17 protein-coding genes and 1 other annotated feature (1 of these 18 running past the window's edge) are annotated in these 21,609 nt (G+C 30.2%); of the genes, 16 read left to right on the top strand and 1 reads right to left on the bottom strand.

Going from position 1 to position 21,609, the window contains the following annotated elements; translation table 11 throughout:
• From ABV008_RS00195 to ABV008_RS00265, 15 genes are all read left to right on the top strand, one after another.
• Nucleotides 1-676: the final stretch of a site-specific DNA-methyltransferase gene (locus tag ABV008_RS00195; RefSeq protein ID WP_352417800.1), read on the top strand. 866 nt of this gene lie to the left of the window's left edge; the window shows 676 of its 1,542 coding nt (coding positions 867-1,542); its start codon lies beyond the left edge, outside the window; its stop codon occupies nt 674-676.
• Between the two features lie 11 nt (nt 677-687).
• A complete protein-coding gene (locus ABV008_RS00200) occupies nt 688-3,732 on the top strand; it encodes a type III restriction-modification system endonuclease (protein WP_352417801.1) in 3,045 nt (1,014 codons plus the stop codon).
• 130 nt (nt 3,733-3,862) lie between these two features.
• Nucleotides 3,863-5,344, top strand: coding sequence for a ribonuclease H1 domain-containing protein (locus tag ABV008_RS00205; RefSeq protein WP_352417802.1), 1,482 nt, complete (start codon nt 3,863-3,865; stop codon nt 5,342-5,344).
• Nucleotides 5,345-5,377: 33 nt separating this feature from the next.
• Nucleotides 5,378-5,731 (top strand): type II toxin-antitoxin system RnlB family antitoxin, encoded by a 354-nt coding sequence (locus ABV008_RS00210; RefSeq protein ID WP_352417803.1) that lies wholly within the window; start codon nt 5,378-5,380, stop codon nt 5,729-5,731.
• Nucleotides 5,732-5,963: 232 nt separating this feature from the next.
• Nucleotides 5,964-6,506 (top strand): cell division protein ZapA, encoded by a 543-nt coding sequence (locus ABV008_RS00215; protein ID WP_352417804.1) that lies wholly within the window; start codon nt 5,964-5,966, stop codon nt 6,504-6,506.
• 155 nt (nt 6,507-6,661) lie between these two features.
• A complete protein-coding gene (locus tag ABV008_RS00220; RefSeq protein WP_352417805.1) occupies nt 6,662-9,151 on the top strand; it encodes a U32 family peptidase in 2,490 nt (829 codons plus the stop codon).
• 34 nt (nt 9,152-9,185) lie between these two features.
• Complete coding sequence (locus ABV008_RS00225) at nt 9,186-11,564, top strand: endonuclease MutS2 (protein WP_352417806.1); 2,379 nt, start codon at nt 9,186-9,188, stop codon at nt 11,562-11,564.
• Nucleotides 11,565-12,008 (top strand): 2-thiouracil desulfurase family protein, encoded by a 444-nt coding sequence (locus ABV008_RS00230; RefSeq protein ID WP_352417807.1) that lies wholly within the window; start codon nt 11,565-11,567, stop codon nt 12,006-12,008. It begins immediately after the preceding gene.
• Between the two features lie 15 nt (nt 12,009-12,023).
• Nucleotides 12,024-12,620 (top strand): GerMN domain-containing protein, encoded by a 597-nt coding sequence (locus ABV008_RS00235; RefSeq protein WP_352417808.1) that lies wholly within the window; start codon nt 12,024-12,026, stop codon nt 12,618-12,620.
• 142 nt (nt 12,621-12,762) lie between these two features.
• Nucleotides 12,763-12,974 (top strand) — a binding site (T-box leader).
• Between the two features lie 251 nt (nt 12,975-13,225).
• A complete protein-coding gene (gene argS, locus ABV008_RS00240) occupies nt 13,226-14,926 on the top strand; it encodes an arginine--tRNA ligase (RefSeq protein ID WP_352417809.1) in 1,701 nt (566 codons plus the stop codon).
• A gap of 138 nt (nt 14,927-15,064) precedes the next feature.
• Nucleotides 15,065-16,390 (top strand): DUF4097 family beta strand repeat-containing protein, encoded by a 1,326-nt coding sequence (locus tag ABV008_RS00245; RefSeq protein ID WP_352417810.1) that lies wholly within the window; start codon nt 15,065-15,067, stop codon nt 16,388-16,390.
• Between the two features lie 25 nt (nt 16,391-16,415).
• On the top strand, nt 16,416-17,012 hold the full coding sequence (locus ABV008_RS00250; protein WP_352417811.1) for an RNA polymerase sigma factor: 597 nt from the start codon (nt 16,416-16,418) through the stop codon (nt 17,010-17,012).
• Nucleotides 16,991-17,440: a zf-HC2 domain-containing protein gene (locus ABV008_RS00255; protein ID WP_352417812.1), complete on the top strand. Its 450-nt coding sequence runs from the start codon at nt 16,991-16,993 to the stop codon at nt 17,438-17,440. Before ABV008_RS00250 ends, ABV008_RS00255 begins: the two co-directional genes overlap by 22 nt.
• An 18-nt stretch (nt 17,441-17,458) precedes the next feature.
• Nucleotides 17,459-18,172 carry a B-box zinc finger protein gene (locus tag ABV008_RS00260; RefSeq protein WP_352417813.1) on the top strand — a complete coding sequence of 238 codons (714 nt, stop codon included), beginning with the start codon at nt 17,459-17,461 and terminating at the stop codon, nt 18,170-18,172.
• An 81-nt stretch (nt 18,173-18,253) separates the two neighbouring features.
• Nucleotides 18,254-19,288, top strand: coding sequence for a hypothetical protein (locus ABV008_RS00265; protein WP_352417814.1), 1,035 nt, complete (start codon nt 18,254-18,256; stop codon nt 19,286-19,288).
• A gap of 47 nt (nt 19,289-19,335) precedes the next feature.
• On the opposite strand, the gene ABV008_RS00270 is transcribed toward ABV008_RS00265, so the two are convergent.
• Entirely contained in the window at nt 19,336-19,536 is a 201-nt protein-coding gene (locus ABV008_RS00270; RefSeq protein WP_352417815.1) for a hypothetical protein, read from the bottom strand.
• Nucleotides 19,537-19,826: 290 nt separating this feature from the next.
• Between ABV008_RS00270 and ABV008_RS00275 the strand changes: the two genes are divergently transcribed.
• Nucleotides 19,827-21,608: a B12-binding domain-containing radical SAM protein gene (locus ABV008_RS00275; protein WP_352417816.1), complete on the top strand. Its 1,782-nt coding sequence runs from the start codon at nt 19,827-19,829 to the stop codon at nt 21,606-21,608.
• The last annotated feature ends 1 nt before the right edge of the window (nt 21,609 follow it).

Genomic DNA, 21,609 nt, shown 5'->3' on the forward strand with positions numbered 1-21,609 from the left:
AATAAAGTATTTGATTAACCTAATAAAAATGAACGGTAACGACATCATCCTCGACTTCTTCTCAGGCTCCGCCACCACCGCCCATGCAGTAATGCAACTTAATGCTGAAGACAGTGGCAATAGAAAATACATTATGGTACAGTTGCCTGAAGAAACTGATGAGAAATCTGAAGCATATAAGGCAGGATATAAGACTATAGCTGAAATAGGCAAGGAACGTATTCGTAGAGCAGCTAAAAAGATTAAAGAAGAAACTAATTTAAGTTTAGACTATGGATTTAGAGTATTTAAAGTAGATTCTTCAAATATGAAGGATGTATATTATCTGCCAAATGAGCTAACTCAAATGAATTTACATGATTTAACAGAGAATATAAAAGAAGATAGGACAGGTTTAGACTTACTTTCACAAGTAATATTAGAATCAGGTCTTGAACTATCCCTTCCTATGGAAACAAAAATAATCAACGGAAAAGAAGTCCACTTTGTAGATGAGGATGCTCTTATAGCTTGCTTTGATAAAAATATTGATGAAACATTGATAAGAGAAATAGCCAAAGAAAAGCCACTCAAGGCAATATTCAGGGATAATTCCTTTAAAGATTGTCCATCAAGGATAAACCTAGAAGAAATATTTAAGAGTCTGTCACCAAATACTGAAATTAAGGTTTTATAGGTGGTGAAAAAATGAAGATTAAATTTAAAGAGCAACAATTTCAAATAGAGGCAGTGCAATCTGTTGTTGATTGTTTTAAAGGACAGCTAAACGAAACTTCAAAGTATATTTTAGATAAAGGAAGATCTAAAGGTGCTTTACCAGGACAAATAACAGCCTTTGATGAGGAAGTAGGCTTTAAAAACAGAAAAATAGCGTTAAGTAATGCAGAGATTTTTAACAATATTAGAAGCGTGCAAAAGAACAATAGAATCATACAATCTAGAGCCTTAGAAGGTGAATATAATCTAACTATAGAAATGGAAACAGGTACTGGAAAGACCTACACCTATATAAGAACAATGTACGAGCTATTTAATCATTATGGTTGGAGCAAATATATTGTAGTAGTTCCCTCTATAGCTATTAGAGAAGGAGTTTACAAATCCTTTCAAATGACAGAAGACCATTTTATGAACCTTTATGGAACTAAAATTAGATATTTTATATATAACTCTAGACATCTAAACAAATTGGAGACCTTTGCCTCTGATGCAGGTATCAATGTAATGATAATAAATTCTCAAGCATTTAATGCAAGAGGTAAGGATGCTCGAAGAATCTATATGGAGCTAGATGAGTTCAATACAAGACGACCTATAGATGTATTAGCAAGGACTAACCCTATAATGATAATAGATGAACCCCAATCTGTAGAGGGGAAGACTACAAAAGAAGCCTTAAAAGCATTTAATCCATTATTTACTCTAAGATACTCTGCAACCCATAGAGAAGAATACAACAAGATATATAGATTAGATGCCCTTGATGCATATAATGATAAACTTGTTAAAAAAATAAAGGTTAAGGGTGTAACAGTTAAAGGCTCTACAGGAACTAATGAATATATCTACTTTGAAGGAATTGATTTAAGTAAAAAAGGCTATCCATTGGCTAGAATAGAGTTTGAGGTAAAAAGAGCAACAGGTATCAAGAAGGAAGTTAAATATGTAGAGGAAGACTTTGATCTGTACGCCAACTCTAATTATTTAGAGCAGTATAAAGGATACAGAGTAGCAGAGATAAATGGATACAATAATACTATTCATTTTACTAATGGTGTCACATTGAAAGCAGGAGATGTACAAGGCGATATTAGTGAAATAAATATGAGAAGGATACAAATTAGAGAAACTATTAAATCCCATTTTGAAAAGGAAAGAGAGTTGTTTGATCAAGGAATTAAAGTATTGTCCTTATTTTTCATAGATGAAGTAGCTAAATATAGGCAATATGACAAAGAAGGTAATCAATTAAATGGAGAGTATGGGCAGATATTTGAAGAAGAATATTTAGGTATCTTAAACGAATATATTACTATTATGGATGACCCATATATTGAATATTTAAAGAAAATAGATGTTAAATCCACCCATGATGGATATTTTTCTATAGATAAAAACAATAGAATGGTAGACCCTAAAGTAAAGGGGAAAGAAAAAGAATCAGATGATGAATCTGCATTTGACAAGATAATGAAAAACAAGGAAAGGTTATTAAGCTTTGAAGAGCCTATTAGATTTATTTTTTCTCACTCGGCTCTTAGAGAAGGTTGGGACAACCCTAATGTATTTCAAATATGTACACTAAAGCATAGTGATTCTGTTGTAGGTAAAAGGCAGGAAGTAGGTAGAGGACTGAGGCTATGTGTGGATAAATATGGAGATAGAATGGACAAAGAAGTTTTAGAATCCGATGTTCATGAGGTGAATGTTCTAACAGTTGTAGCTAGTGAATCCTATGAAAGCTTTGCTAAGGATTTGCAAAATGATATAGCAAGCTCATTATCAGATAGACCAAGAAAGGCTACTAAAGAGTTCTTTATCAATAAAATTATCAAGAATAAAGTAGGCAAAGAGCTGTTAATAGATGAAAAGCTAGGTAAAAAGCTACATTATTCCTTTATTGCAAATGGATATATAGATGAAGAGGATGATTTAACGGACAAATATTTTGATAGTCTTGAGCAAAAGTCAGTACAATTACCAGAAGAATTTAATGAATTTAAAGAAGGCTTAATTCAATTAGTATCTACTATATTTACAGAAGGCAAGACTAATCTAGTTCAAGATGGTAGAGAACAAAATATTAAAGCTATGAAGGTGAATGAAAACTATTATAAGGAAGAGTTTAAAAAACTATGGAGTAAAATAAATATTAAAACTGCTTATTATGTAGATTTCCATACAGATGAATTAATAAAAAATTCTATAATTGCATTAGACAAGGACTTGAAGGTATCTAATTTAACTTATGAAGTTCGAACTGGAGAAATGGTAGATATAAAATCTAAAGAGGAATTAGAACGTGGAGAAGCATTTATAGTTAAAGAAGCTGAAAGGGATAAGATTTATGCAAAGGCATCACAGTCTATTAGATATGATTTAATAGGAAAGCTAGTTGACGAAACAAAACTAACTAGAAGTGCAATTGTAAGTATATTACAGGGAATAAAGCCTAATACTTTTTATTTGTTTCAAAAGAACCCTGAGGAATTTATTTTAAAATCCTCTAAGATAATTAACGAACAAAAAGCAACCATGATAATAGAACATATTACTTACAATACTACAGACCAAGTTTTTGACTCAAATATATTTACAGAAAACAAACTAAAGGGAATATTAGGGAAGGATACTATAGAAACAAAAAAACATATTTATGATTACTTAAAATTTGACTCTAACAAAGAGAAAGAATTTGCCGAAGAAATGGATATAAGACCAGAGGTAAAAGTATATGCAAAATTACCTAGAGATTTTTATATACCAACACCAGTAGGCAAGTATAATCCAGACTGGGCTATAGTTTTCAACGAAGGTAAGATGAAGCATATTTACTTTGTAGCAGAAACCAAAGGCAAACTAGACTCTCTTGAATTTGACACCAGAGGTATAGAAAAAGCCAAAATTCACTGTGCAAAAGAACATTTCAAAAAAATTAGCAACGGAGAAGTAAAGTATCATGCAGTAGATAGCTATGAGATGTTGATGGAGGAAATAATGAAGAAAAATTAGCTCCTGTGCAATGAATTGCTTTTAATAGGTTTGAGGAAATCTTGTGAAATAAATTTATGAAATTAAATTTTATAATCATTGTGGTTTTTTAACTTGCTGTGGTTATTATTTAAAAGGGGGTAAATGATTAATGGGAAAGAAAAAATTTTATGCAGTCAGGGCTGGTAGAACACCCGGGATTTATCAAACATGGGGTCAAGCCGAAGAACAAGTTAAAGGTTTCTCAGGGGCAAAGTATAAAGCATTCGGGACTTTACAAGATGCCGAAAAATTTATGATGTTAAAATCGGAAGATTGTACTAATAAGAGTGATAATACAGAGAATGTAAACAGTGAAATATTAAAGGAAATTTATAGTCTTGGGACTGAACAAGTAATTGCTTTTGTTGATGGAAGTTATTCGCCTGATGTTGATGGAAAGGAAAAGTATGGATTTGGTGCGATATTGATTACCAAAGAATCAGAAATTAGCTTGTTTAAAGCATTTGTTAATACGGAATATATGGATTCACGTAACGTCGCAGGTGAAATTGAGGGGGTTAAGCAATCGATACTATGGGCTATTGCTAATGACAAAAATGAAATTATGATTTTTTATGATTATGAAGGAATTGAAAAATGGGCTACTAAAGAGTGGAAGGCAAATAAAAAATTAACAAAGGAATACAGTAAATTTTATGATGAAAAGTCTAAATTGATAAAAATTAAATTTAGACACGTTAAAGCTCATAGTGGAATACTGTATAATGAACGGGCTGATGAATTAGCTAAAAGATCACTTTTATCCCATGGCTATAAAACATATAATGATGGTTCTATATATTTTATTGGATTTAATGTAAATGATTGGGTAAACATAATAAATGAAATATCTTTTGATAACGAGGAATTTGATAGTAATAATAAAATAGAAACAGAAATTATTGATGTTAAGGAATATTTAAAAAGAATTGAAGTAAAATTTAATAACGATAGCTTAATTGTTAATTGTTATAGAGGGAACAAATCATTTGTTCAAGGGAAACAAAGTGTTTTATTTCAAAAGCTTATTTCTTATGCTATAGAAAAATTACCAAATGATAACTCAGTTATTGAAACTCTAAATACGTATCATGCTTTAACAATAGATGAAATAGAGGTTGAAAATGAGTTTAAAAACCTATTACCTAATTTCCCTGAGAGATTTTCAGATACTAAGCATTATAATAATTTGCTTTCAGCTGTTTTTAATACAATGCTAGTTGGCTATATGCCTGACTATACTTGTTTACTCACACCAATTTTTAGAGCAATGGATTATTATTTACATAGAATATTACATGACAAATTAGGTAAAAATACTGAAAATAATAAGGGACATAATAATTTTTCTTATTTTAGCAAAGATGAATCAACTGGAAGGTATTATTATAATTCATCAAGCAATGGATTAGACAAAAAACAAATAGATTTCTTAAATGATTTATATAATTTTTATAATAGGATTAGGCACCCGTATTCTCACTGGTCACAAAATTCAATAGATGTTCAAGTGATTACTGAAATGAGTGTAGCAAGAGATTTAATAATAGAAGGATTGAAATTGATCGATAAATATTATATAATGTGTTAACATCAAAACAAATATTGAAAGGAGGATATATTAATGAAAAAGTATTTAGTGAACAAATTGGATGCAGACAACTTTAGTATAATAATTACTTTATTAGATTATGAGACTAGAATTTCTGATTGTTTGAAATCTGTTAAGGTATCCTCTTTTGGTAGTAAGGAATTACTAGTAGATACTGCTTTATGTTCTGGATTGAATAAATATAGATTTATTGCAACCACACTAAATAATGATGGAACTATTAATGTTAATGAATATAAATATGTAGATGTTGATTCTCATATACTAGAAAAAGCAAATGAAATAATCAAAAACGAACCACTTAGGCTAAATAATTCTATATTAACTACCACACAGATTAATTTATTGAGAAACAATTTAAATTAGTTTATTATAATTAAATGATAGTACAATGTAAACGCACCTAAACATGAATTAGGTGCTTATTTCGTTCCAGAACAATTATTACAATACATAGAGTAAAATATTATTTTTGATATACTAGAACTATAAACTTATTTTAATATAAATATTTTAATTCTTTTTTAAAAAATAGAAGGAAATCACATGAATACAAAGAATAATACAATAAGCGATGTTTTTAAAGGAGAGTGTAGCTATGACGAATAAAGAAAGAGTTATAGTTAAAATAAATGGTCAAGAATTCTCTGTATTAGGTAATGAATCCGAAGAATACATAATGAATATAGCGAATATTGTAGACAACGATATGAAAGAAATTATTAATAAAAACAACAAACTAAGCCAATCTATGGCTGCGGTATTAGCTGCATTTAATATTGCGGATAAATATTCTAAGACTTGCAATGAGCTTAATGAACTAAAAGAAAAAGTAGTTGAGCCATTAAAGAATTTTGACCAAGTTAAAAACGATTTAGATGAAAGTAATAATAAATTACAAGCGTTGAAAAGTGACTGCAATAGTTATAAGGATGAATTGTTACAATCTAAAAGAGAAATAGAGAACTTAAATAAAATTCTTAGACAACAAGAGCAAGATTTAAAGCTTAAGAATGATGAATTAGAGAAGGCGAATAAGACTATAGACGATTTACAAAATAAGCTTTTTGAAGATCAGGTTGAAATGGTTCAACTTAGAAAAGAATTAAGGGAAGCTTTGAAAATGTTAGGTATGGATTAATGTATAATAGTAATTTGATTAGATAAAATATTATTGAACTAAAAAACTATCAACCGTATAATAGTAGATAGACCAATAAGAGTAGAATTCTACTCTTTATTTTTTACCTGTTCTTTATTTGATTTAAGTAGTATCGAATTTATTCGAAGGTTACTATGTTTTTTATAGGAGATGATTTTGTGGGAAACAGCATAGAAATATTAGCACCAGTTGGAAGCATAGATGCTTTATATGCGGCAGTAGAAAATGGTGCAGATGCAGTATATTTAGGGGGCAAGTTGTTTAATGCAAGACAATATGCTTCTAATTTTAGTGATGAGGATTTGAAAAATGCAGTAGAATATGCACATTTAAGAAATGTTAAGGTCTATGTAACAGTTAACATTCTTCTTGATGATAATGAACTAGATGAAGTAATTGACTATTTAGTCTTTTTATACAACATTGATGTTGATGCACTAATAGTACAGGATTTAGGTCTTGCTAGAATAGTCAGAGGGCTATTGCCAGATTTTGAAATCCATGGAAGTACACAAATGTCAATAAATAATTATATGGGGGTTAAATTTTTAGAAGAGTTAGGCTTTAAGAGAGTAGTTCTTGCAAGAGAGCTATCCATTGACGAAATAAGATACATAAAAGAAAATACAAATGCTGAGCTTGAAGCTTTTATACATGGAGCATTGTGCGTATGTTATTCAGGCCAATGCTTAATGAGTAGTATGATTGGAGGCAGAAGTGGAAATAGAGGAAGATGCGCCCAACCTTGTAGAATGGCCTATTCAATAGTTGATGTGAAAACAAATAAGGCAATCAGTCCCAAATTTGAAGAAAAATATATTCTAAGTCCGAAAGATTTAAACACAATAGAATATTTAAATGAAATAATAGATTCTGGAATAACTTCATTAAAGATTGAAGGAAGGATGAAAAAACCAGAGTATGTAGCTACTATAGTAAGCAGTTATAGAAAAGAAATAAATAGAATCCTTGGTAAACACAACGATAAGCTTACTAAGAAAGATATTAGAGACATGGCTCAAATGTTCAACAGAGGTTTTACAAAAGGATATCTAATGGGTGACTATGGTAAAGACTTCATATCTTTTGACAAACCAAATAATAGAGGCGTTTACATTGGGGAAGTTGTAAAGATAGACAAAAGTTTTTGTCATATAAAACTAGAGGATAATCTAGGTAAAGGAGACGGTATTGAGATAATTAGTAAAAGAGGAGAAGGAAATGGGCAGATAATCGATAAAATATTTGATGGCAATGAAGTTGTGGATATAGGCATTAGTGGGATGACTATCAAAATTAAGCGTATTAGTGGTATAGAAGTTGGTGACAAAGTATTTAAAACCTTTGATTCAATATTAAATGCAGCTGCTGGAGAAACCTATACAAAAAAAGAAAATCTAAAAAAGATTTTAATTAGCATGGCAGTAGAAGTAAAAATAGGAAAACCAATGAAGCTAGTAATATGGATGGATCAACATTATGTTAATGTGATAAGCAATGAGATTGTAGAGAGAGGGATAAAGCTTTCTTTAGATAAAGAAAAGATTATAAAGCAGATGAATAAGCTAGGTGACACTCCATACTTATTAGAAAGCATTGATGTTGATTTAGAAGATGGAGCAATGGTTCCTATTAGTGTTCTTAATAGTTTGAGAAGAGAAGGAATTGAAGAACTGAATAAGATTAGAAGTAGCTTTAATAATAGAATAGAAATTTCTACTAATAAACTTAATGACAAAATAATAAAAGCATTTAACTACCCTGAAAACAAAGTAGATAGACAAAGAAAACTAAGTATAAAGGTAGACTCTAACTTTCAATTTCAACAACTTGATATTAGCAAATTAGATAGAATTTACTTAAGTTATAATGGAAGTATTGAAGACCAAATAAAAGAAATAAAAAAATACAAAAAGGAAATATATATAGCTACAGAAAAAATTATTACCAATGAAGAGTTTAAAAAACTAGAAAATATATTTGATAAAATAGTTGATGATGTAGACGGAATAAGTGTATCAAATATTGGTACATTAAACTTTGTTGGAAGTAGATATAAAACGAAGATACATTGTGACATAGGACTTAATATATTTAATAGCTCTACAGTAAAGTTATTGACTGAAAACAATGTGAACAGCTTAACACTCTCACCTGAGTTGAAGTTAAGTCAAATAACAGATATTTGTAAGAATAATAATGTAGAGTATGAGGTTATTGGATATGGATATTTTCCTATTATGACAACAAAGCACTGCCCAATGTCATTAGTCAAAGGATGTAAAGATGACAAAAATTGTGGAACTTGTGAGCTTGCCAGTGGATATGGATTGTATGATAGAAAAGGTATGACATTTGAAATGAAAAGAAAGAGAAATTCAACTATCATTTATAATAGTCAGCCTCTAATGGTTGTCGAATACATTAATAAGATTTTTTCTGCTGGTATAGATATGATGCGATTAGATTTTACTATAGAAAAAGATGATATTAAATTAATCCAAGAATTGTATTATAATTACATTAATGATAAAATTGACAAGGATGAAATGCAAAAAATTCTTAGTGAATTAAAAAAGAAAACTGGCAATACAACAGGACACTTTTTTAGGGGAGTTTTATGATCAAGGCATTTATTTTGCCTAATAGGAGGTTAAAATGAACGAAAAGACTTTAAGAGTACTTGAATATGGAAAAATTGTTCAATTGCTTATAGATAGAGCAGAGTCTAGTCTAGGAAAAGAGGTTGCAGAGAAACTAACTCCTAGCACAGATTTAGCCCAAGTAAAGCACTATCAAAATGAAACTGATGAAGGAGTAAGCATATTAATTAAAAGAGGAAATGCACCCCTTGGAGGAATACATGACATATTGATTGAAGTGAAAAGGGCTGAAATAGGTTCAGTCCTTTCTCCAGGAGGCTTGCTTAAGGTTGCTGATACATTACGGGCAACAAGAAGAATAAAGGGTTTTTTAGGACAAGACAAGGGTGATAAAGATTCAGAATATCCAATTTTACAAGGATTAACAAATTCATTAAACACTTATAAAGACATAGAAGATGCAATATTCAATGCTATTATCAGTGAAGAAGAAGTATCTGATAATGCTAGTTCTCTTTTAAGAAGTATAAGGAAGCAAATTCAATCAAAGAATGATGCAGTTAGAAATAAGCTTAATTCTATAATTAGTTCATCGACGAATAAAAAGATGCTTCAAGATGGAATCATAACAATAAGAGAAGATAGATTTGTTGTGCCAGTAAAGCAAGAATATAGGGGTAGTTTTCCGGGTCTGATACATGACCAATCTTCTAGCGGTGCCACCCTTTTTGTTGAACCTATGGCAGTAGTTCAACTAAATAACGAATTAAAAGAATTGAAACTAAAAGAAAAAGCCGAAATAGAAAGGATATTAGCTGAACTTACACAGTATGTTGCAGCTAGCGGTGAAAGGATAAGAGCTAATCAGAAAATATTAGCACAAATTGATTTTATTTTTGCAAAAGCAAAATTATCCTTAACTATGAAGGGAATGAAGCCAGAGCTAAATGATAAGGGCTACATCAAGATAAAAAATGGACGTCATCCACTCTTAAATGTAGACAAGGTAGTTCCTATAGACATCTATATTGGAGATGAATTTAACACCTTGGTGATCACAGGACCTAATACAGGTGGAAAGACTGTTACATTAAAGACCTTAGGACTTTTCACACTTATGACACAATCAGGTTTACAAATTCCTGTAGACTATGGAACAAAGATGGCCGTTTTTAAAAATGTATTTGCTGATATTGGAGATGAACAGAGTATAGAGCAAAGCTTAAGTACATTTTCATCTCATATGACAAATATAGTAGATATACTAGATAATGTGGAAAACAACAGTTTAGTTTTATTTGATGAGTTAGGTGCAGGTACAGATCCTACTGAAGGGGCAGCGCTAGCAATGGCAATATTGGACCATCTATATAGCAGAGATATAATAACTGCTGCTACAACTCATTATAGTGAGTTAAAGATATACGCTCTAACAACACCGGGCGTGAAAAATGCATCTATGGAATTTGATATTGAAACCCTAAGTCCAACATACAAACTTTTAATTGGAGTACCAGGTAAATCTAATGCTTTCGAAATATCTAAAAGACTAGGGCTAAACGACTTTATTATTGACAGTGCAAGAAATCTTGTTTCAAAAGAAAATGTTGAGTTCGAAGATGTATTGGCAAGCATAGAAAAAGATAGAAGAGAAAGTGAGCATAATAGAGAAGAGACAGAGAAATTAAAAGAAGAAATCCAAAAACTTAAAAAAGAGCTTCTTGAGAAAAAAGAAAAAACCGACAATATGCGAGATGAAATTATTAGAGATGCAAAGAGAGAAGCTAGAAAAATATTAAAAGAAGCAAAAGAAGAGTCTGATAGCATTATAAATGAAATTAGAGATATTTCCGTAGAAATAGAAAAAGAAAAAAATAAAAAAATACAAGAAGCTAAGGACAAACTTAAGAAAAAAATTGAATCAATAGAAGGAGATATAACAGAAAATATCCTAGTGAAAAAGAATACTAAGCCACCAAAAAATTTAAAGCCTGGCGATAAAGTAACTTTATTGGGACTAAATCAGGAAGGCATAGTATTAAATGAACCAGATGAATCTGGAAATGTATTGATTCAAGCAGGAATAATGAAGATAAATGTTCATATTTCTACATTAGCAAGATCAGATAAAAAAGAAAAAACAGTGGAAAAAGCAACTGTGAAATCAATTATTAAATCAAAGTCTACTCATATAAAGAATGAGCTAGATTTAAGGGGTAAGAATCTAGAGGAAGCAATGCTTGATGTTGATAAATACCTAGATGATGTCTATATAGCTGGATTAAAAACAGTTTATATTATACATGGAAAGGGTACAGGTATACTAAGAGAAGGTATAACTCAGCTTCTCAAGAAGCATAAGCATGTTAAATCTCACAGACTAGGTAACTATGGTGAAGGTGGTACAGGAGTAACAGTTGTTGAGGTGAAATAAATGTATATAATAAGTGCATGTTTAGCAGGTGTAAATTGTAGATACGATGGCGGGAACAATTTTGAACCTCATATCGTCAAACTACTAAATGAAGGAAAAGCCATTTTAGTCTGCCCGGAGCAACTTGGAGGAATGACTACACCAAGACTACCTTGTGAAATTGTGGGAGATAATTATGGCAGCAAAAAAGTAGTGAATATAGAAGGAAAAGATTTTACAAAAGAGTTTTTAAAAGGTGCAGAGGAGACATTGAAAATCGCTAAACTGATAGGAGCAAAAGGGGCAATATTAAAGGCAAGAAGTCCTTCATGTGGGAAAGGACAAGTATATGACGGGACTTTCAAGAAAAGATTAGTAAAAGGAAATGGAATAACAGCTGACCTCCTCGAGAAAAACTGTATTAAAGTATATACAGAAGAAGATAATATTGATGACATAAAATAATATGGAGGTGTAGGGATGAAGAGATGGTTAGTATTTTTCCTTGTTTTAACGATTTCAATTTTCAGTTTGTTAGGATGTTCTAAAAATAAAGAAAGCAATAATGAAAATGTTGATATTGTTTCAGCTGATAACAGTAACAATCAAGTAGAACAGCAAGATAATAGTAACACTACAAGCAAAGAAAAATATTTAGACTTTGTAGCATATTTGAAGCATAAAGACATGCCATATATTTTTGGAGAGAGATTTGAAATCAAATCTGATGATCCGATCCTTAAAGAGAAGACCATTGAAGAATTAGCGTTAGAGAAACTATTTAATTATGATAAGGATAGCTTTATATCACCTGTACCTAAGAATACAAAGGTGCTTGCACTTGAGAAGAAGGATGGTACAGTCTATCTAGATTTGACTAAAGAGTTTATTGATAACATGCCTAAGGATGAGGACTTAACTCGAATGGCTATAGATTCTATAGTGAATACATTAACATTTTTCCCTGAAAATGAGAAGGTAGTATTTAAGGTAGAGGGAGAGACTGTTAAAGAGATAAATGGTATTAGCTTAGATAAAGATTTTATTTTCAGTAGTGAATTTATACCAGATAAATAATATACTTAAAGATATACATGCTCATCCTTTTAAATATGTGTAATTCTGAAAATGATAGAACATTATATTTTTAATTATATAAAATGAATGTATACCTCTTGAATTTAAGAAAAATATATGCTATGATTTAAAACAATATATAAGAAATTCAAAGATGAGGAAAGTAAGTTATACTAAATGTCATAGCGAGTCAGGTTGGTGGGAGCTGACACATAGGTATATCTGAAGAGAGCCTCGGAGAAGCTATCTGAAATGAGTAGGATATTGCCGATACCCAGCGTTAAAGGGCTAGAGTGGGCATATTTTATTGTATGTCAATTAGAGTGGTAACACGGGATTAATCTCGTCTCTTTCATTAAGAGACGGGGTTTTTTTATGACCTAACCCGATTGTTTCGGATGCTTTTCCGAAAGGATTGCAGATAGGTCAAACGTAACGAGAACCAAATTTGCACGACCGTAGGGAGTGAACAAATTTGTGTTTCGAGACTGCGAAAATGTTAGATTGATAGCACTTTGTTATACTGAACATATAAAAGTATCTGGTACTTAGGAAAGACTATCATAATTTAAAATTATAATAAAGAAATATAGAGGAGGCAAGCCATGATTGATTTTAAAAATGAAATTGGGAAATTAGTAAGTAAAAACTTCGAAAACCTAAATGAAGATACTATAACGGAACTTTTAGAAATACCACCAAACTATGATCTTGGTGACTATGCAATGCCATGTTTTAGATTAGCAAAGGAACTTAGAAAATCACCTAATATTATTGCTCAAGAGATAGCTGAAAGTATAAAAGGAGATACCTTATTCGAGAAAATTGAGAATGTTGGTCCGTATGTAAATTTCTTTATTGATAAAAAGCAACTTGCAAAAACTGTACTTGAAGAAGTTATAAACAGAAAAGAAGAATTCGGATCTGCTAATATTGGTAATGATAGAAATGTCATAGTAGAATTTTCATCACCTAACATAGCTAAACCTTTTCATATTGGTCATATAAGAACTACTGTTATTGGGCAATCTTTATATAAAATATATAAGTTTTTAGGATTTAATGCTATAGCTATAAATCATCTAGGAGACTATGGAACTCAATTTGGTAAACTAATAGTGGCTTTTAAGGCATGGGGAAAGACAGAAGAAGTTGAAAATAATCCTATTCCTGAATTGCTAAAATTGTATATTAAGTTTCATGAAGAAGCAGAGAAGGATTCTAGTCTTGAAGACGAAGCCAGAATGTGGTTTAGTAAACTTGAAAATGGAGATGAAGAAGCAGTTGGATTATGGCAATGGATGAGAGAAGTTAGTTTGAAAGAATTTAGCAGAGTATATAACATGTTGAATATCCAATTTGATTCTTATGCTGGTGAAAGCTTTTATTCTGATAAAATGCCAAAAGTTGTTCAAACATTAAAGGCTAAAGGTCTTTTAACAGAATCTGAAGGAGCTCAGATAGTTGACTTAGAAGCTTATAAGATGCCTCCTGCTCTGATTAAGAAAAGTGACGGCTCTACTTTATATATAACTAGAGATATTGCAGCAGCTATCTATAGAAAAGAAACATATGACTTCTATAAGAATATTTATGTTGTAGGGTCTCAACAAAACTTACACTTCCAGCAGTGGTTCAAAGTTGTTGAACTTATGGGATATAATTGGGTAAAAGATTGTGTTCATGTTCCATTTGGAATGGTTAGCTTAGAAGAAGGAACTATGTCAACAAGAAAAGGAAGAGTTGTTTTCTTAGAGGATGTATTAAAAAATGCAGTAGACAAGACGAAAGAAATAATAAACGATAAAAATCCAAATCTAGAAAACAAGGATGAAATAGCGAAACAAGTTGGCATTGGAGCAGTAGTATTTCAAGAACTATTTAATAGCCGTATCAAAGACTATACATTTTCTTGGGAGAGAACTCTCTCTTTCGAAGGAGAAACAGGTCCTTATGTACAATACACTCATGCTAGAGCTAATAGTGTGTTAAGCAAGGCTGAATATGATGTTACCGCAGATGTAGATTACTCACTTATTACAAATGAAGAGGCTATTAATGTCATACGGCTTTTATATTCTTTCCAAAGCACTATTATAGCAGCTATGGAAAAAAATGAACCATCCTTCATTGCAAGACATATAGTTGATATAGCACAGGCATTTAACAAGTTTTACCATGAGTGCCCTATAATAGTAGAGGATAAAGAACTTCAGAAGGCAAGACTATTAATTGTCTTTAGTGCTGCTACAGCAATAAAAGTTGGTCTTGGACTATTAGGAATAGAAGCACCACAAAAAATGTAGTGATACTATAAATCTAACAGTATAATAGAAATATTTGTTTAAGTCTGAATCTATAACGAATATTTCTATTTTTTTTGAAGGAATTAATATTTGGTATTCGTCTATAGTTATGAGTAAGTAATTAAGGAGGACTAAGAAATGCAGAAAAAGAAAATTGGTGTCTTTACATTTGCTATTACACTCATTTCGCTGGGCATTTTACTTCTAATGAGAAACTTTATAGATATTGACCTTAAGGCAATATTTTCTATTGTTTGGCCAAGTATAATCATATTGCTTGGAATAGAGATTATCATAACTAAAATAATACTATCTAGAAAGTCTGAAGAATTTAGGACTTATGTAGACCCCCTAAGTGTTATACTGTTATCAATAATAATAGTAATAATATCTGTTTATTCAAGCTTTAGTTTTAGCAAGGGATTTAATTTTTTTTCAATCATGAAATCTATTGATTTAGAGGATTTATCTAAAATAACATCAAGTTATAAAGATGAAGCAACTTACAAAAATTCTTTTAGTATTAATGCTAAAAACAAAGGAGAACTTCAGCTATTAAATAGCTTTGGAAATGTAGAAATTACAGATGGGCAAGGGGAAAATATAGAAATAGAAACAGAGATTAGAATCAGGTATAATGATAAGGCTTATGCAGACGAATTATCAAAAAGCATCATAAAGATAGATGAGAATGGAAGCAGTATCAGGGTATTATCTGACTTAGACAGTTCAAAATATGATAAGGATAGAGCCGGTGAAATAAGTGTTAGCTATAATGTTCGTGTTCCCGAACACATTAAAACAAATATTGAGAATATGTTTGGTGATATAATTGTAGAAAATATTAAAAAGAGCGTGGAAATTAGTAACCAACATGGTAATATTGAAGTGATGAACATAAATGGAACTATTAAACTAAAGAATTCCTTTGGGAATACAGTTGTAGATAGTATTGGAGAAAGTGTTGAAGTAGATTCTAAGCATGGAGAAGTATTAGTTAAAAATGTGGAGAGCAACACCAAAATATTAAACAAATTTGGTAGGATAGAAGCTAAAGATATTGGAGGTAACTTAAATATCGAAAATGAGCATGGGGACATCAAAGTTGAAAATATTAAGGGAGATCTCTATACTTATGATAAATTCGGAAATATTGAAGTAGATAATGCAAATAAGTTTATAAAAATAATCTCTAATAATGGGAATATATCATATAAAACTCATGAAGTGATTGAAAAAGGAGTAGAAATAGAGAATGAGTTTGGCAATATTGACATTTCTATACCTTCAAACCAAAAAGGTAGTTTCAATATTATGGCAGAGTTAGGAGAAATAAAGAATAGACTTGGTTTAAAAGTAACTGAAGGTATTACAGACCAAAGCATAAATGGTTTTATAGGCAATAGTGATGTTAAATTCTATATAAGAAGTAAGAATGGAAACATAAATTTTAACACAAACTAGCTTCTTGAGAATCGGGGTGGAATAATTGAATGAAGAACGTATAGTTTGTGAGCTTAAAGCTGGAAACTGTTCTGTTTTTAAGGAAATAATTGAGTTATTTAAAAACAGAGTTTTTGGAATGGCATATAAGTTTACCAATAATTACGATGAAGCTCAGGACTTATCACAAGAAATTTTTCTAAAGATATATAAAGAGATAGGTGGATTTAGATTTGAAAGCAAACTTTCTACATGGATATATAGGGTTTCCATAAATACCTGCCTTGACTGGAAAAGAAAAAACAATAAAGTTAAAATCCTAAGTACTAGTATATTAAATGGTGACGATGAAATTGTTGAGATTGATATTAAAGATGATAACCCGTTGCCAGAGGAAGCATTTATTCGTTCTGAAAGTCAAAGAGAAGTACATGAATTAATATATGGGCTTCCTGATAAATATAAGTCAGTGATCATCATGTATCATTTTAACAGTATGTCTTATCAAGACATCTCAACAGCGCTTAATATTCCTGAACGGACGGTTGAAACAAGACTTTATAGAGCTAGAAGATTATTAAAGGATGAATTAACTAAGCTAAGTGATAGGGGTGGATACAAGTGGAATGCAAAGAAGTTTTAAGTAAAGTTGATAAGTACTTTGAAAGCAGACTTAGCGATATTGAAAAATATAATATAAAAAAGCATTTAGAAAGATGTAGCAAATGCAAACAAGAATACGAGGATATGAGCTTTACCTTTAGTATTCTAGATAGTCACTATGTAGATGCACCAGATGATTTAGCAGATAAGATAATGATGAAAATTAGCAGCTTTGAAAACTCTAAAAAGAGGAGTACTAAGGTTTTAAGAAATTTAGGAGCAAGCTTTGTTGCCGCAGGAATTATGATTACATTGCTTAATTTTTCAAACTATAATCCTAAGATCCTTGCAAGAGGTTTATTTAGAAGTGCCTTTGAAATCAATCAAGTTGTAACAAATCCAATTACAAAATTAACAGAAAGTTTAAGATATGTATCAGATTTATATATCAATGACAGCAATAAATAGATATAGGAGGTATGTAGCGTGAATTGCGAATATCATAAGAACTTAGAATCGAATTATATCTGCTCTGAGTGTGGAGTAAAGATATGTAAAGAGTGTGCAGTAAATGATAATGGTAGAATAGTATGTATTGAATGTGCAAAAAAGAATGGTTTACCAATTATAAAGAATGTATCATATCAAGGTAATGGGAATAACCAGAATATTAATAGAACTAATTACTATAATGGAAAAGCTACAAAAAAATACAGTACATTTTGGTCTACAGTTTTTTCTTTTATTCCTGGTGGTGGACATATGTATTTAGGCTTAATGAAAAGAGGACTTCAATTCATGTTGGCTTTTTTTGGGATAATAGCCTTAGCAAACTTTTTTTATTCTGCAGATTTTTTAATATTTTTTGCAACTGTTGTTTGGTTCTATAGTTTTTTCGATTGTTTCCATATGAGAAGGAAACTAGAAAATGATGAAAAGATAGAGGAAGATCTAATTTTCCCAATAGATGTTAAAAATATTAACGGAAAACATTTAGGGATGGGATTAGTTATTTTAGGTGGATTAGTACTATTAAATGAGTTTCTCGATCAACTAGTTTATTTAACCAATAAGATGAACATTAACTCTGAGTCTATTAGAGTTACTATAAGACTAATAAGAGATTCTATATTTCCTATAGTTTTGGTAGTGATTGGATTCTTTATACTTAGAAAATCCAAGAAAAGCACTAATGAATAAAGCTGGGCTCGCCTAGCTTTTTCTTTTTTATTGACCTAGTTTCTGCTATACTATATATAGCTTAACCTGAGGAGTGTTAGTATGATTGAAACTAATATAGAAAATTTTATAGTTTGTGGTTGTAGTGAAGAAGTACATAGATATAGAAGTATCTACCGTCAATCAGACATGCTATGCTATGACAAAAATCAATGGACCTACCTAGTAGAAATCTTGGTTATAACTATTAAGTCATTAATTCCTTGTGACTCTAGTTATGGTTCTTCAATAGATTATGGGAGATTCGCTGAAGAATTAAAGTTATGGTATTATTATAGACACGGAGAAAATAATTGTATATTAGGCAAATTAAATAACGATGAAAATGCTTACTGGGAGTTTGAAGATGATAGTGTATTTTCAAGAATTGTACCTATAATTTTTGCTAACGATGATTGGACAGCAGGTAGAAATGAAGTGCTAAAGAACATACTTTTTACTACAGGTAGAGCATCTTCAATTCTTGAAGGCTTAGCTACTGCTAAACTTCTATTTGCATTGATTGGTAATCCCAATATTAACTATGATAATCTTGTTAAGCAAATAAAAGAAGAAATAGTTTGCTTTTCACAGAAAGATTTTATAAGGGACTTCAATAGATATTTTATGTTTTCACCAGATATATACAAGAAAAATTACAATATTGATTTTGAAAGGAAGCGTATTGAACTGTTAAATACCTTAAATGGAATAGATGGATGCTTAGAATTTAATACACTAAAACATTCTTTAGATATATTTGAAGAGCCAGAGAAGGCTCATGAAGGATCTTTCTTTTTTCTTGGTGGAATTAAGGGATTAAAGACAAACTATGAAAAAAAATCAATAAAAGATGAAGATTTTATTAAGAACCTATGTAGTTTTTTAGTAAAATTGAGAAAAGGAAGAATAGCAGTTGAAAGTCTTCAAGTAGAAAAATACATATTGCCTGATATATTTCAATATAAAGAAGGAGATGTATTCTTCCATACTTTACTAAAAAAATGTCAGGTAATTAGAAAAATAAGTAATCCTGACGAAATTGTAAGCTTCATTAGAACAAAATCTGGCATCTATAGATTTTGGAAAACCTTATAAAAGCAAATTAGAAAAAAGGAAAAGTGGCCATTTGACCACTTTTCAAACTATAAGTCTTTATTTAAATAGTTTATGAATTCATCTTCGCTAGTATCTGCTAGTTCACTTAAATCTCTTATGATATTATCCTTTAGCTTTAAAAATGTATCGATATTAGTGTTTTTTCCTGTATATTCAAGGGCTTCTAATATCACCAACATGTCTTTTTTTGAAATTTCTGCAATTGATATTTTCTCGAATTCTTGCATTTTATTAAATCACCCTCCTCTAGTGCATACTAATATAATTGATAAAATAACTATTCTATAAAAAAAGATAAATACCTTCATTTATTTACAAATTTTTTAGTGAGATTTATTAATTAGCAGAAAATTTTATTATTGCATTTTCTCTGGTATAATTATAGTTGAATAAAAGCATAGAGTTTTATTTAAAATTTATGATAGCTATACTGATGAAAATATACTACTTATACATCTCTACATATGTTTAATTAATTAAGATAACAGTTATTTAATAATATGAAAGAAGGTAAAAAATGAAAATACTTATTACTACTTTAAATTCAAAGTTTATTCATACTTCACTTTCTATAAGATATTTAAAAAGCTTTGTGAAGGATGATTTTCCAGATATAGAAATTGAAGAGTATACAATAAATCAAAATATTGATTATATAGTAGGAGAGATATTCAAGAAAAATTTAGATATAGTAGCTTTTTCATGCTATATTTGGAACATAGAGAGTATACTCCAAATATCAGAAGTATTAAAAATAGTTAATCCTAATATAAAGATTATATTAGGTGGACCTGAGGTATCTTTTGACGGAGAAACTCTTATTATGAACAATCCTTTTATAGACTTTGTAGTCTATGGCGAGGGAGAAGAGACTTTTAAAGAACTATTATTGAGTTTGAAAAATAAGAATAAGAATCTAAAAAGTATAAAAGGGCTTATTTTTAAAGACGAAAAAAAAGTATATGTTAATGAACCAAGACCACTAATACAAGACTTAGATATAATACCTTCACCTTATGATAGCAACCTAGGTGACTTTAAAAATAGAATAGTATATTTTGAAAGCTCAAGAGGTTGTCCTTTTAACTGTAGGTTCTGTCTCTCATCTACTATTAGAGGAGTAAGATTTTTTTCAATTGAAAGAGTGAAAGAAGATTTGAAAAAGCTGATAGATGCTGAAGTAAAACAAGTTAAATTTGTCGATAGAACCTTTAACGCAAAAAAAGAATATGCCCTTGAAATTATGAACTTCATTATGGAGCAGAATGTAAAAAATATAAACTTTCATTTTGAGGTAACTGCACACTTATTAGATGAAGATGTTTTGAACTTTTTAGAAAATGTTCCAGAAGGTCTATTTCAGTTTGAAATTGGAGTACAGTCAACCAATCCTATTACTCTTGAAGCAATTGATAGAAAGACTAATACAGAGAAATTGATGAAAGTAGTGAAAAAGATTAAAAGCTTTAATAATATACACCAGCATTTAGATTTAATAGCTGGACTGCCTTATGAAGATATTGGGAGTTTCAAAAAATCTTTTAATGATATTTATGCTTTAAGACCTGAAAAGTTGCAGCTAGGATTTTTGAAACTTCTAAAAGGTTCTGAATTAAGGTATAAAAAGGAGTTATATGGCTATAAATTTTTAGATAAACCTCCATATGAAGTGTTAGAAAGCAATTATATTAAATATGGCGAAATGCTTCAATTAAAAGGAATTGAAGATTTAGTTGAGAAATATGCAAATGAGCTATTTTTCGGAAATAGTGTAAGCTATATAATAAATAATTTCTATGATACGCCCTTTGACTTTTTCGAGAGCTTTGCAATGTATTGGGAAAGAGAGGATCTTAGTGGCAAGTCTCATAGTAGAGTTGATTTATATAGGATTCTTTTAGAATTTTATAATAATAGTGTTGGGGAATACACAGAATTGTTTAGAAATATTATAAGGTTTGACTTTATTTATAACTCAAAATCTCCTACTATCCCTGAATTTATAGAAAGCAAGAAAGAGGATGTACCTAAAAATAAAAAACACGAATTCTTAAAAAAACAGGAGAATCTAGTTAAATACTTGCCAGAATATATAGATACACCAGCAAAAATTATAATCAATGAAGTATATATTGAAAGGTTTAATTATGATATACTTAAGCTTATAAAGCGAGACAATAGAGTTGATGAAATTAACTTATCAGATACTATTATATTATTTGTTTATAAACATGATAGAAAAGTATTTGAAAAATGTAAATGTTTTGATGTGACTGACGAATTTATTTATGGGGAGTGAT

Origin of the sequence: Proteiniborus sp. (assembly GCF_040308045.1) — a bacterium.
In the GTDB taxonomy this organism is placed as follows: domain Bacteria; phylum Bacillota; class Clostridia; order Tissierellales; family Proteiniboraceae; genus Proteiniborus.

Excerpts from the sequence above, each read along its gene's own strand:
- ABV008_RS00210 (WP_352417803.1), top strand. The coding sequence starts at position 5,378 with ATGAAAAAGTATTTAGTGAACAAATTGGATGCAGACAACTTTAGTATA.
- ABV008_RS00200 (WP_352417801.1), top strand. The coding sequence starts at position 688 with ATGAAGATTAAATTTAAAGAGCAACAATTTCAAATAGAGGCAGTGCAA.
- argS (WP_352417809.1), top strand. The coding sequence starts at position 13,226 with ATGATTGATTTTAAAAATGAAATTGGGAAATTAGTAAGTAAAAACTTC.
- ABV008_RS00235 (WP_352417808.1), top strand. The coding sequence starts at position 12,024 with ATGAAGAGATGGTTAGTATTTTTCCTTGTTTTAACGATTTCAATTTTC.
- ABV008_RS00265 (WP_352417814.1), top strand. The coding sequence starts at position 18,254 with ATGATTGAAACTAATATAGAAAATTTTATAGTTTGTGGTTGTAGTGAA.
- ABV008_RS00245 (WP_352417810.1), top strand. The coding sequence starts at position 15,065 with ATGCAGAAAAAGAAAATTGGTGTCTTTACATTTGCTATTACACTCATT.
- ABV008_RS00230 (WP_352417807.1), top strand. The coding sequence starts at position 11,565 with ATGTATATAATAAGTGCATGTTTAGCAGGTGTAAATTGTAGATACGAT.
- ABV008_RS00225 (WP_352417806.1), top strand. The coding sequence starts at position 9,186 with ATGAACGAAAAGACTTTAAGAGTACTTGAATATGGAAAAATTGTTCAA.
- ABV008_RS00220 (WP_352417805.1), top strand. The coding sequence starts at position 6,662 with ATGTTTTTTATAGGAGATGATTTTGTGGGAAACAGCATAGAAATATTA.
- ABV008_RS00215 (WP_352417804.1), top strand. The coding sequence starts at position 5,964 with ATGACGAATAAAGAAAGAGTTATAGTTAAAATAAATGGTCAAGAATTC.
- ABV008_RS00275 (WP_352417816.1), top strand. The coding sequence starts at position 19,827 with ATGAAAATACTTATTACTACTTTAAATTCAAAGTTTATTCATACTTCA.
- ABV008_RS00205 (WP_352417802.1), top strand. The coding sequence starts at position 3,863 with ATGGGAAAGAAAAAATTTTATGCAGTCAGGGCTGGTAGAACACCCGGG.
- ABV008_RS00270 (WP_352417815.1), bottom strand. The coding sequence starts at position 19,536 with ATGCAAGAATTCGAGAAAATATCAATTGCAGAAATTTCAAAAAAAGAC.